The following is a 13,569-nucleotide window of genomic DNA, read 5'->3' as shown; positions in this document are numbered from 1 at the left end:
TGGTTGTCTTTCTAGTTTACGTGAGGAAGCTGTAGTTCCCTAAGCATCCGGCAGTTCGCGTGGGAGCGTTTCGATCTCCTGGAGCAGCGGCGTGCGATTGTGAATGCGGACGCGATGGAGGAGGAAGATAATGCCTCCGGCCCCAGTTACAGATATGAGCAGCCACGCGTGGAGAGCAAGACCGTAGAGGGCAGCGTGCGGCTCGTTAGCGCTGTGGGAGACAAGCGAGGTTTTGACAGCCCACTCGAAGGTACCGATTGCTCCAGGGGAGCTGGGGATGAGATAGGAGAGGTTGGCCACGGAGACGGCTTGCCATGGCCCGATGTGATCGACGGCAAGATCGATAAGACGGGCTCCAGAGACAAAGATCATGCCTTCACAAGCCCAGATGATGCACGACTGGAGGAGGAGGAGGAGCGAGCCGGCGATGCCGATCTGGCGGATGCAGTCGAGAGCCAGGAGGAGCCAATGCTCAATTTTGTGTAACTTCGAAGTTTGGCCGGGGTCTTTGTGGAAACGGGCAAAAAAACGCTGAATGACGGGCTCAAGCATGCGTGCGCCGAGCAGCAGGATAAGCAACCCCACGGAAGAGATTCCGAGGAGAACTTCGGCAGTAAGCCTCGAGTGTGGGTTAACGTTTTTGCCCATGAAGGCAACGAAGAGGAGCACAAGGACGAAGATGTCGAGGAGCTTTTCGAGGATGACCGTCGAGAGAATCACGGAAGGAGACGCTCCGAGGTCACCAGCGTAGGTAAAGACGCGCATGATGTCGCCAATACGGAACGGCAGGATATTGTTGGCGGCAAGCGAGGTCATCAAGACGCGAGCACACACAGGAAAGCGGGCACCGGTAGAGCGCATCATGCGGGTCCAGCGAACACAACGCAGGGTGTAGCTGGCAAGGGTAAAGCCGAGGACGCCGAAGACCCAGGCAGGATTGGCGAGGCGCAGGGAGCGGATCTCGTCAAAGGAGATACCGCGGAAGGTGTACCAGAGGAAGAAGGCGCTGACGAGAAGGCCAGGGATGGTTTTGAAGAGATTTCGGCTGCGCGGCTGGGTCATTGAGACCTGTGGGGAGGATTAGATTGGTACAACAGATGAAAACCCATAGACATTTTTATTGTAACGTTATGATTCTTAGCTTTGAATGTAGACCAACGATGTATATCGTGCGTCTTAAGCATCAGAGAATGTAAGAGATGTCTAGCTGTGCTCCGTGAAATATGAACCGAATGCAGGACTTGGCGGCGATTGAACTAAGCCGCTGTGATTGAGGCCTAGATTTTCAATCCGCGCCAGGAGCACACTTTTTGGTGACATCGGTACTGTTTCAAAAAAATTCAGCGAAAATCCCAGATCAAGAGCTGACACGAGAGAACCGGGCCTATGCCGCGGGCCTGATTACAGGGCTGACGGCTGCCGCATTGTTTATCCACGGATTTCACCCTTATGCCGAAGACGGCGGCTTATATCTGGCCGGCGTAAAACGGGTGCTGGATCCATCGCTATATGCAAGCAGTCCTGAGTTCGTGCTGGGGCATCTGCGATTTTCCGCCTTTGCTCCAGCAATGGCGTGGATGGTTCGAACAACGGGGATACGGCTGGAGGCTGTGTTGCTTCTGGTGCACCTGGCCAGCATCTGGCTTACCCTATGGGCCGCCTGGATGCTGACACGGCGATGTTTTGTCTCGCTGCGACAAAGAACAGGCGCAGTAGCATTGCTCGCTGTCTGGCTGACCCTCCCTGTGGCCGGGACTTCGTTGATGCTGATGGACCCATATGTGACGGCTCGCAGCATCTCGACTCCACTGACTTTGCTGGCGCTGGTGTGCGCGATTGATTTTTTGCGCTCCCTGCGGAATGGCAGTGAGCACTGGGGATGGTCGAGGCTTGCCTTCGCTGTCGTAACGCTGGCTGTTGCGGGACTAGCGCATCCATTGATGGCTGCATACGGGTTTGGCTGCGTGTTGACACTGAGCACAACGATGCCGGAGAGCCGTACCACGCGAAGAGCGGCCATCATAGCGCTGGGAGCAGCAGCGATTTTGGTTGCAGCTGGGCTCACGGCCGTCGCACAGCCGGAAAGTGTGGCCTATCATAGCGTTGCGATGTCACGCGCTTACTGGTTTTTAAGCGCATGGCGCTGGTATGAAGTGGTCGGTGCGGTGGCCCCGCTGGCGATCCTTGGCTTCTTTGCATGGCGCGAGCCAAAAACACACTCGGAGCGATGGGCGCTGACACAGATGTGCGTTACAGCCGGGTCGATCGCTCTGGTAGTTGCCTTGCTATTTGCGCGTGAAGGATCTGCAACCCACATCGTGGCACGTTTGCAACCGATGCGAATCTTCCAGCTGATTTATATCGTCATGATCTTGTTTCTGGGAGCGTCTCTGGCGCGGTGGATGGGAAGAAGAACGCTACGGTGGGCGGGTGTCTTTGCCGTACTGGCCACGATGATGTATTTTGCCGAGCGCGCGACCTTCCCAGCTTCGGCGCATATCGAGCTGATGGAATTTGGCAGCCAACCGGTGAATGCCTGGGCGCAGGCCTTTGAATGGGTCAGACAGAACACACCCAAGAATGCCGTATTTGCGCTAGATGCGGATTACATTACAAGGCCAGGCGAAGACGCACAATGTTTTCGCGCGATTGCAGAACGAAGCGCACTACCGGACTACTCAAAGGACGGGGGCGAAGCAGCCATTACGCCTGCGTTGACGGAAGAGTGGAAAGCCGGTCAAGATGCGCAGGAGAGACTGAGCGAACGGAGTGATCGGGAGCGGTTAGCATCCCTTGCGCCCAAGGGAGTGGAGTGGGTGGTTTTGAAGCGTGACGCAGTCACCGGATTTTCGTGCGATTACGCCAATGCGGCGGTAAAGGTATGCCGTCTGCCGAACGAGGCTTCGGCAGACAGCGACAGGCTCAGTTTGCAGCGCCAGCAGGCTTTGCATCAGACACACCAGCAGGCGCAGCGGTAAGGACGATGTTTTCCTGATCCTTCGATTCGAACTTGCTATAGAAGGAACGCAGGTCGGGATACTCCTTCGGCATAAAGAGGATCTCAGCAATAGCGAGATTACGCCGCACCGTAACTGAGTTCGTTGTCGAATCCGACGTCATGGAATAGACGGCATACTTCTGGAACTGTTGCTCATTTTTAGTTGGAACGGATTCAATCTTGATGCTGGCAGGAAATTTGATTCGGACGGCGTCCTGCATGTAGCTGGGATAGTGGAAGCTTACGGCGATCTCACGCTTCTCGTGCGGGAAGGTAGCCTTCTCGTTGCTTACGAAAATATCGCTCGGCAGAAAGAGGCGCTTGCCCGTGGGAGCACCGATGGGCCCTTTGATGCTGTAATTGACAATGAAAGGCTCCTCATAAGCTGTAAGGTTCTGGATGGAACCGACCTTGACTTCGACACCTCCGGGGAGGAGATGCTCAAGGCTGGTCTTCAGCTCTTTATTGAGGCTGGTCTCGTCACCGGAAAGAGCGCTGTGACGCCACGCAATTGCTGGCGCTCCGGTAAAGGTTATCTTGATCGACCCGGTGACCTCGCCATGTTCATCCATCACGAGATCGGCGACGCGTGTGACGTGCGATGCTGTATAGGGTTCGCCAGCAGATTCAGCCGTGGCCGTTCCTCCATCCACTTGGCGAATGCCAGCGGCAAAGGTGTGCTTCCAATCGAGGTGGCCATAGGGGCAGTAGCGGGTTCCCGGATCAAACATCTGGTCCTTGCCATTTACAGTGACGATGGCAACGAGGTCGTCGAGTTGTGACATGCTGAGATAGCTGGGGACAAATATACTGCGACTACGATTGGTCACGGCGAAGACGTAGGCCTTCATACCTGCGGCGCGGGCAAGAGCGACAAAGAGCTGCGTGAGCTGATCGCCCGAACCGCGTTTGCGATCGAGGATATCTTCGGTGGACTTCACATCGTGCAGACCCGCAGCTTTATCTTCGGTACGATCGTGCTCGCGAGTAAAATCCGTATTCTCCATCTGCATGACGGCAGCGTAGAGTTTGTGCAGCTTTTGCTCCTGTGTGTCATTAGGAGCCGTCAGGTCATGGGCAGCAGCGGAGACTTTCGGTCCTGGGCCGATGAATTTATCTCTTTCTTTGGACCAGTCTTTACCTTCACTCTTCCAGTACTCTTCGCCACTGCGGTAGGGCGAGTAGTAGAACAATACACGATAAGTAAAGCTGGAGATGGGCGGCATAAACTCCTCCTTCGGCGCGGGAGGAATATCGTGCACGTTCAAATCGAGGAGCAACTGACCATCCTGCATGCCCATGGGTGGAAGGCGAGTTTGCTTAAGCTCGGTACCTGCAGGAAGAACGGGAAACCAGCCAATGGAATTCGTGAGTTGTTCATGACTACCGTGCCTGGAGACAAGCTGCTCACTCGTTGGTTTCCATAGATAGTGGCCTTTACGAGTATAAAGTTCAGACTGGATATACCAACTTGGCGAGAAGAAGTAGTGATCGTCGTAGCGTAAAGCGTAGCGGTATTCGATGATGCTGCCGACCTCGACGTCGGGCATGGTGAAGACCTTAGCCATGTGCTTATAGCCTTCGTAGCCCTGGGTCTTTTCAATGAGCTTCTCGTACGGTTTGCCGGTGAACGGAATGATGGTCCCGTCAGGGTGGATGGTACGCCCGGCAATATCGCTGACGGTATAACCACCACCGCTGTTGGAGGAGCCATACCCCAATTCGACATTGGCATACTTCTTCCCTTCCTCCGTCAGCACCTTGAGGCGAACATAGACGCTCCACATATGGAGCTTGTCCTCGGTGATCTCTTCACGGTTGAGGTAGACTGCGGCTGCTCCCGGGACCTCAGGGATGGATTTCATGGATAGCTCTTCAGGAGTTGGAGCAATCCATGGATCGGCGGCGTGGAGGAAAGGCGTAATACAAGCGGCTAAGGCCGCCAGTGTCGTGTAGATAACGCGACGATTGATTCCGTACATATCTGAATCCTTTTCTTTCAGGTACAGCAATTGCTCCTCGATAATCTTTACTGCTTTTTGAGGACGGCCCGGCTTTGTTCATCGGTTGCGATGGTGCTGGAAAGCTTTTGCAGGTCGGCGTACTTCTCGGGTGGCAAAGTGACCTGACGGACGGTGTAGGTGCGTGCGTAGTGAAGTGTGCTGCCTTTGACCTCGCTGGAACTTTGGTACGAAGCAAAGCCAAGATCGAGTTTGACTGCAGGCGGAAGCTCATCGACGACGTAACCAGATGGAAGTTCGATGGTGTAGTCATCGATGGCCTGCATGGTCTGGCTGAGGTCAATGGGGACGGTACGGCGTTCGTGATCAACCGATGGGGCCTCGCTACCCAGGATGCGAGGACGTACCATGAGCAGTTGCCCCATGGAGCGAGCGTAACGTTCGACATCAAGGGTGTAGCTGTTGGTCAGATCTTTGTTCAGCGATTCAGCATTCTCAACCTTCATGTCGGCAACCTTGAAGGTTGGAAAATCCTGTTCGAGAGCATGGTCGATAAATTCGCTCTGCTCCTTCGCGTCGCCGTTGGTATAAAGTGCACGACGACGCACTGAGACATCGCCGAAGCGCTTCTCGACGACCGTACCTTTGAGTGTGCCATCGGCATCAAGTTGCATCGTTGCGGCACGGCGAACAGTGTTGAGCTCAGGCGCGAGCAGAGGTAGAGCGATGACCTGACTATCCACCCCTTCCATCAGAACCCCGTAGCTGCCTTGCAGGTTATGCTCAAGCTGGCCGAAAGGAGTCTTCTCCCATGTGGGATCGAAGATGAGATAACGACGGCCGGTCTTAGCTGTGACGACGCTGCGCAGTTTGGGAGAATCGTAACCTTTGGGAATCTCGATGGCCGCAATCATGTGGTTGCCAACGATAGAGGGGGCGTCGGGGTCGATAACGCCGCGACGCGTATCGACCATCAATAATGCGGCGTGAACGCCGACGGTTGAGAGCATCGAGGAGAGCAGAGTCGCCTTGTCTTTGCAATCACCATAGCGGTTGCGATAAATATCACTGGCAAAGTGGGGCTGATAACCGCCGATTCCCATCTCGATCGCGAAGTAGCGAACCTGCTTCTGAACAAATTCTGCGATGGCCTCTGTCTTGTCATAGAAATCGGACTTGCCTGCAACTAGTTCAATTGCCTTTGCCGAAATCTCAGGGGTTGAAGCCAGCCGCGGGTGTGAGAGTCCGTCGTACCATTCACCAATGCTCTGCCAACTATCCTTCACATCGGCCGATTTTGATGCGGACGAGTAATGGATAGTCATCCGCCCTGCGAGCGAAAGCTCAGAAGGACGATGCAGTACGTGCTCGAGATCAATGGCAGGAGTTTCATTCATCTCCCAGCGCCAGCGACGGTTCTCTAGATCTGCTTCTTTAACCGAGACGTGATGCGCCCAGACGGTCGAGTAGGTGAAGCCTGCAGGAAGCTCAAGAGTGAAATTCTGGTTCAGGCGTGGAGTATTGCTCTGGAAGAACCATGTCGTCTCAGCGACGTACGGCCGAACCCGCTGCTCGTACTCGTATGCAATGACTCCCCCCGGATCCCGTCCTGGAGGCCTAGCTGCTTTGATCCGTTCGTCGTCATAAAGATTTCCCTGCCCCGGATATCCCAGTTCGACGATCTCTTTGTCATTTACAGAGAATTCGTGGCCGTCGGGAGAGATGCTCCATACATGCAAGGAAAGTATCTTGCGGTCGTTATCGAAGGAGACAAAGACGAGGCCTTCATCGCGTCCCTGCGGCCGGAGAATCTTGATGACACGACGAACGTGTTCGACTGCGGTACCGTCAGGAGCCACTGTATAGGTTGTATTGTCGAGGAGAACAACAGCATTGGTATTGGCCGGATAAGCTGGGAGCTTTTGCGCGGCTGCCGTACGCACCCAGTCGGGCACGCTATCTTTTGCAGCGCAACAAAGCGATGTGGAGAGTAGAAAAACAGAAACAAGGAAACGGGAGTAAAACCTTCGCAGAAAGACGTTCAAGTCGTTCATGAAAAAACCCTGTCCGCAGCAAAATGCCATAAATTGCTGCAGAGGCTAACTGTTGACGATGCCGATTTTATACGTTGAACCGAGCAGAGATTCAACCAAAATAATGCTGGCTGTCAGTTCCCCATTTAGGAACATTGTGAAAGCAAGCTGTTTTAACTTGATAGGCCCCCATAGTATGGGGGCCTATCAAGTTTCAAAACGACTAAAGACTATGGCACACGCAGTGGGCGGAAGCCGGTATTGGGTGGGAAGAAGCCGCGCGACGAGCTTTCGGTGGGGATCTGCGATTTGAAGAGATAGCGCACGAAAAAGCCGCCAGAAACCATGTTGTAGTTACTCGTGTTGTTGGCAACGACGAAGCCTCCGACATACCAGCGATCCGTCACACGGTAAGCGCCCTGAGTATCGAGCCCGTAATTGAGTCCTGTGCTGCTGTTCTGCGGATAGTACGCATTACCGGATGAGGTCTGGAGCGGCCGGTCGAGCGGATAGAAGGGCGCGCTCTCTTCCTGGAATGTCTGTACACCTACGCTGCCATTGATGGTGAAGTGGAAGTTTTTGCCGTAGTTGCCTTCGTAGACGATGGGCACCGAAGCGAGGAAGTAGGCATTGGGGCTGAAGTATCCGCCCTGGCCATATGTCATGCCGCGCTCGTTGTGGTCATAGTGCATCCCGAAGAAGTTGGCGCCCATATTAAGTTTGCCAAAGCCGGGAAACTGACGAACCAGGAAGTAGGCACCCATCGTGCCGTCATAACGCCGGTTCTCGAGGACATGGTAGCCCTCAATGTTATAGCCGCCTCCCTGCGCGTAGAAACCGGCGCGTTCGTTGCCCACCTCAATGCGGATACCGCCACCAGTGGAGACAACGCCACCCCAGATATTCCCCTGATAGATGGGCGAGATGCTTCCCGGATCACGCAGTCCAGCGTAGGAGAGCTGCGTGTCTTTAACCGAATCACGATCACCGAAAAAGGTGATGGGGCCCCCGAGAGGCTTCCAACGGAAGTGGCCGATGACGTTCGAAACGAGGAATTCGTAAGGCGTATAGCCGACCGCGAGGCCAATGTTCTGTGTGGTGAGCTGGATCTCTCCGCCAATACCTGAAGAAAATTGCTGCGATGGCGCAACAAGGGCATTGCCAGGCAGGGTGCCAAGCACCGGGATGATGCCGCCGGTCTGGTTCTGGAAGTTCGTGGTGTTGACAGCCCCGGAGTTAAGGAAGACTGCGCGCGGGATAACCGTTGCACGCAGTGTCTTGCCGAGAACGGCCGATGCTTCGAAGGGTGTCTCAAGATCGGTGAGACGATCGAAGCCCGGAGTCCCGCTGCGATAGCGCGCATAGGCTGCGCCGCCCATCCAGCCAGAGTAGGAACCTTCAAGAGCAGCAAGCTCCAGCTCAGTCTTTTCGCGTTGCGAGAGTGGACCACCACGAACAACGGCACTGGGATCATACGAGCCGCGCAGCGGAGGCACATTCTTGGCGACCAGATCCGCGTCGGTTGGCGGTATTCCCTGTGGCGGCAACGGATTCAGAATAGGGTAACCGGAGTCCGTAATGGGACGTTGGACATTGGGATAACTGAGTGGTGGCTGAGCAGTGGCCCGAGGAGCAGCCACGCTGGATGTGGACGACCTGCGGCGGGTTGTTGAATATGGAGTCAGATTAGGCTGCGGGTACTGTTGTCCATAGCTGTCACCTGCCTGCGGGTTGTACTGTGCATTATGTGTGTTGAGCGCAGTATCTTCCGGAGGATTGCTCTGCCCTACCATCGGACGGCTGGAACGGGCCGAGCCGATACGAGCGTTCGGCATATAACGCGCAGTCGGAAGAACATCAGTGACTTCCTTCTGCTGAGGCTCGACGCGCGGCGTTGCATCGCCAAGCTGCACAGTTGTGGGAGTGGGTGTATAGCCCCACCCAGAATTCTGAACGGCAGAAGACGGAGCCTGCAGAGCGGCCTGAGCCGTTGTATCGACGGCGTTCTGAGTTGCTGGTGTATAGGGGACATACGAGCCGTAAATCTCCTGTTGCGGCCGATCCGTAATCAGCGGCTGCGACTGAGCCTGCTGCGTAAGACGCGCTACCTGCTGGCGCTGATACTCATCAATGGGAGCCTGTTGCGAAGACGCTTCGATGATCTCTGATGGAGGTTGGCTTACGCCGACAGTCGAAGCCGGGCTCGAGGGCTGTGGAACAAAATCGCCAAGACGAGCAGTCGTTGCTGGTTGCGCGCGGCGGGAGGCGGGGTTCGCCATGTACTGCGGAACAACACTAGAGTGGCCAGAATACGGTCCTTGCGGTTGAACCGGAGCCTGCCCATAAGAGTTGGAGTAGCTGGGAAGATATGGATGCGATGGCGACTGCGACGATCCATCGATATCAGATCCATCGGAGACACCAAGCAGCGTGGCGAGATCGGCTGCGTGCGCAGCGCTAGGCAGGCCACGGACAGGTGCGGGCTGGCTAAGCTCGCTGGCAAGCTCGGCACCAGGATCGCCGGGAGGCATGGCGGCGAGAGAGGCTTTAAAGTAGTCCGCGGCACGTCCGCTGTTACCGCGAGCCTGCTCGAATCGAGCACCCAAGCCCAGCATCTCCGAGTCGCGCGGATACTGATCGAGGCCATAGCGTAGCCACGTCTCGGCATCTTTAGTATCGCCTGCCTGAAGCGCAGCGCCTACGGCGGTCTTGTAATCGGAAGCAGTCGCGGAGGTCATATCCTGCGACTGGAAGATCAGAACAGCCTGTTTCGATTGCCCTGCGCGAGCATATCCAGAAGCGAGAGCGCGCAGGACACCGGGATTATCGGGAAACGCCTTCGCCGCTGCATTCAGGATTGCCAACGAACGCTTGAGGTTACCTGTAGCTGCCGTTTGATTGGCACGACGAACAGCCCAGTTCGACCAGATGGTCTGGATTGTTCGGCGCTGCTCGTCAGTAAGATCGGGCCGGCTTCCAAGCTGCATGAGTTGACGATAGAGCCCGGCGTCATTGCCTCCGTTATAAAGCAGCCATGCGTCCTGAATGTCGATATCAGCAGGTGGCGCAGTGTTCCGCATAGCATAGTGCTGTTGTACGCGCTGCATGAAGACCATCGCCTGCTGCGGCTGACCAAGCGCGTTGTAAACAGCGCCTACGGCCTGCAAATATTCGGGATCGTTCTCCAATTGCGTGCGAACGCCAGCAGGAATCTGCTGAACCTGCGCCAGCGCCTCCTGATCCCGGCCGGTCCCGTGGAGGATGGTCACAAGGCCCTTCCACGCATCGGCGCGCTGCGGATCATCCGCGAGAATCTTGCGATAGATGGGATAGGCATGCTGTGCATCGTTACGCGTCAGATAGATTCCTGCAAGCTGAAGCAGGACGCCAGTTGAGGGCTTCTGCCCTGCCTGCATCTGGGTGGCAACGGACTTTTCGAGGATGTCTTGCGCAATATCGAGCTTGTTCTGCGACTGATAGATCGAGGCGACTGTGGTCTGGAAGCCAGGATCACGCATCGCCATCTGATAGGCCGAAGGTGGCATGCTTTGCAGCGCCTGCACGGCGAGGTCGTCCTGCTTGAGGGCATGCTCAACACGAACCAGTCCTTGCCAGGCCTGCGCGTTGTTGAGATCAGACTCCACGGCCTGACGATAGAGTGCGGAAGCCTGATCGAGACGGTTAGCCTGTAGCAACAACGCAGCATACTGCAACTGCGTCTCTACCTTGAGGCCCTTTGCTCCGGTGGGAAAAGGGAGATCGAGCGCGCTCTTGAGGACTCGCTGCGCATCCGCATCGCGCCCGACAGCGGAATAAGCCGAAGCTAAGGTACGCAGGAAGTCAGGGTCCTTCATCAACTGCGCGCGGACGGCTGCGGGAATCTTGCGCTCTGTCAGCAACGCACCAGGAGCATTGCCGGCGTTGTACTGAGCAATGAAGAGTCCGCGCCATGCAGCCGGAGATGAAGGTCTGGCCTTGGTGTAGCGTTCGTAAATTTCGGCGGCAGCATCGTTCTGCTGCGCTTTGAGCAGCGTTCCGCCTAAACCTTCAAGAGCTTCGGGACTGTTGGGACGCAGCGAAAGTGCCTGCTGATATTTCTGCTCTGCTGTGGTGAGATCGTTTTCGGCGAGCGCCGTCTGTCCATCACCCATGATGCCGAAGAACCGGGAGGTTTCGAGCGCATTATCGAGCCCCGGATCGCGTGCGCCATACTGCTTCGCCTGCTCGAGAAAACTGGTGGCTCCGCCGAAGTTGCCCTGCTGCATGCGGACATAGCCGAGACCGGCGAGAGCGCGAGGATTGTCAGGCTCTTTGGCGAGGATAGCCTTGAACCGCGTGTCGGCCTCGTCAAGATGCTTGCCGTTCAGCGCAGCGTAAGCCGCGGCCTCCTCCTGGCTGCGTGCGCGAGCTGCGGAGGCTTCAGCCAATTGCTCAGGAGTCTGAGGGATGGTGGTGCTGGGCTTGGGTTGCTTCTTGAGTGCCTCCGAAAGCTGCGTGTCGTTGTGCTTCGCTAGATACGAACGGATATCGGCAGCAGAGGCAGGATTCGCCGAATCCCATACCAGAGACTGCCGGAGCGCTTCGACTGCCTGCGGATCATTGGGATGTTTTTCGAGAAAGCGGCGGCCCTCGGCGCGTGTCTGCGGATTGTAGGTGAGTATGCGGCCCAGAGCGATCTGATAGCGCGAATCGCTGGGGTACTTCTGCACGAGAGCGCGGAGACCAGCGATAGCATGGGGACGTCCGTCTTCGGTTGCAGCTTCCGTCTCGTAGTAGGCGAGCGCCCAATCGCCGGGAGGCGGGTTTTCACCAAAGGTCTTACGATAGATGGCCATCGCCTGCGCGTACTGGCCGGATTGCGCGTACTTCCCTGCCTGCTGGAGCTGGTTGGTCTGACTCTGCTGCGATCCCATGTTCTCGATGCGCGAGAGGTTTGGATCATTGGGATTGATGGCACGGAGCCGATCGATATAGGTACTGGCAAGCGCATTGTTGCCGCTCACCTTGGCAGCACGGGCCAGGCCGGCGAGCGCTTCAACGTTATTGGGGTCGGCGAGCAGGACCTGCTGCCATGTCTGCGCAGCCATATCCATACGCCCGTGCGATTCGAGCGTATGCGCTTTGTCGAGCAGGGCCTGCGTTGCCGATGCGGGCGTCTGAGAATAGGCAGAAAAAGGAGCAAAGACGCCAGCTCCGAGAAGTATGGCAGCCCAGAACGTCCGATTTGGTCTTACAGAACTCATGCAGGACTCTTGCCCTCGTAAATGTCCCGGAGAAATGCGGCAAATATGTTCTGCCGACACCTCGCGTATCCTAATGAAGCTTACCGCTTTTTTCCGGTTTTGTACCTTTTTTTCTTGTGTTTACTGCTTTACCAATAGCTGTTTCGTTAGCCGAGTTTACTTCCATTTCACGCGGAGTCTTCCCTCCCGGTCGAAGCGATATCTTCCTTCGGACCAGCCTGTTGCGAATAGTGCGAGATTCTGATCATAGTAGTCTGCGCTCTTTCCGTACAAGCCGTTTGTTGGATTGAGCGTCGAAGTAAGCCGCTCCATCTGCTCCCTGGCCAACGAACCCTTGCCCACAGCCTGAAGATATGGAATAAGAGCCGCAGAGAATCCGGGAGGGCCGTTTGCGTTGATGACCTTTCCCTGCACATCGACCTGCTGCGGTGGGTTGGGATGGAGGCTCATATAGGTCGCCATAGCCGGAAGGCGGACCAGCAGAGAACGAACATTCTGGGTGTCGGGATCGGCAATGCCGAGCCAGAGATAGACACGGATTGCCTCGTAGCCTCCCACAGGTGTGGCGACGGTATCGCCCGCAGCTTGCTGCGCTGGCGTGATCGATGGATGGACGCCATTGCTGGAGACTGCTACCCAGTCCATGGCATACCCGACGCTGGACCCCAATGTCAGGAGAGGGGTAAGTGAACTAAGAATGCTGGCCCAGGGCCCGTTCGGCATGATCTTGGCCAAACGAGCGAGGATAGATGGCTGGAGGTAGCAGGGGTTAAGGATCCAGGTCCGGTCATCAGGATGAAAACCGGAGGAACCAGGAAGGAGTGTCGTTCCAAATCCGGGGATAAAAACGGCCTCGTATTGCGCTACCTGTGCGGCCAGCGCTGTACCGAGGCGATCGTAATGCGAATCATGCCAGAGACGGCCAGCTTCGATAAGGCTATAAGCCATCCATAGGTCGGCGTCTGAAGCAGGATGTGCGTCGAGAACCTTCCACGAACCGTCGGGGGCCTTGCCCCAGTTCCATGCAGGAAGATGCTGGGTGAGGTCGCCACCGGCGAGGTTCACCTCGGTCCAATGCAGGAGCTTGTCGAAGCGCGCACGATCGTTGGCCACCAGAGCAAAAAACATGGCATAGGACTGGCCTTCACTGGTGGTACGGTCCTGTGCACTGTGATCGATGACGCGTCCCTGCTGGTCGATGATGACGCGGTTGTAATTCTCCCAAAGCGGCCATGCAGGCTGTGCATGACAGAAAGAGGGAACATACAGGAGCAACAACACGAACAGCAAAAAGTGGGAAGATTTAGCGCGACGTATTAGCGATGCGCCACACC

Annotated in this window: 6 protein-coding genes; 1 reads left to right on the top strand and 5 read right to left on the bottom strand. The window is 56.1% G+C overall.

All coding sequences use genetic code 11. The features are described from left to right. Positions 1 to 39: 39 nt before the first annotated feature. Positions 40 to 1,062, bottom strand: coding sequence for a lysylphosphatidylglycerol synthase transmembrane domain-containing protein (locus KFE13_RS17855; RefSeq protein ID WP_260704947.1), 1,023 nt, complete (start codon positions 1,060 to 1,062; stop codon positions 40 to 42). Between the two features lie 251 nt (positions 1,063 to 1,313). Here KFE13_RS17855 and KFE13_RS17850 point away from each other — a divergent pair, with 251 nt between their 5' ends. Further along, positions 1,314 to 2,978 carry a hypothetical protein gene (locus tag KFE13_RS17850; protein ID WP_260704946.1) on the top strand — a complete coding sequence of 555 codons (1,665 nt, stop codon included), beginning with the start codon at positions 1,314 to 1,316 and terminating at the stop codon, positions 2,976 to 2,978. On the opposite strand, the gene KFE13_RS17845 is transcribed toward KFE13_RS17850, so the two are convergent. The 4 genes from KFE13_RS17845 to bcsZ all read right to left on the bottom strand — a co-directional run bounded on the left by KFE13_RS17845 (position 2,923) and on the right by bcsZ (position 13,516). Next, complete coding sequence (locus KFE13_RS17845) at positions 2,923 to 4,980, bottom strand: DUF3857 domain-containing protein (protein WP_260704945.1); 2,058 nt, start codon at positions 4,978 to 4,980, stop codon at positions 2,923 to 2,925. The genes KFE13_RS17850 and KFE13_RS17845 overlap by 56 nt on opposite strands. A gap of 47 nt (positions 4,981 to 5,027) precedes the next feature. After that, positions 5,028 to 6,914 (bottom strand): DUF3857 domain-containing transglutaminase family protein, encoded by a 1,887-nt coding sequence (locus KFE13_RS17840; protein WP_260704944.1) that lies wholly within the window; start codon positions 6,912 to 6,914, stop codon positions 5,028 to 5,030. Between the two features lie 308 nt (positions 6,915 to 7,222). Beyond that, complete coding sequence (locus KFE13_RS17835; RefSeq protein ID WP_260704943.1) at positions 7,223 to 12,235, bottom strand: cellulose synthase subunit BcsC-related outer membrane protein; 5,013 nt, start codon at positions 12,233 to 12,235, stop codon at positions 7,223 to 7,225. A 156-nt stretch (positions 12,236 to 12,391) separates the two neighbouring features. Further along, positions 12,392 to 13,516 (bottom strand): cellulose synthase complex periplasmic endoglucanase BcsZ, encoded by a 1,125-nt coding sequence (gene bcsZ / locus KFE13_RS17830; RefSeq protein WP_390891588.1) that lies wholly within the window; start codon positions 13,514 to 13,516, stop codon positions 12,392 to 12,394. Positions 13,517 to 13,569: the final 53 nt, after the last annotated feature.

Origin of the sequence: Edaphobacter flagellatus, from assembly GCF_025264665.1 — a bacterium.
GTDB lineage: Bacteria > Acidobacteriota > Terriglobia > Terriglobales > Acidobacteriaceae > Edaphobacter > Edaphobacter flagellatus.
The sequence above is the reverse complement of the archived record's forward strand: the minus strand, read 5'-3'. Positions and strand labels throughout refer to the sequence as shown.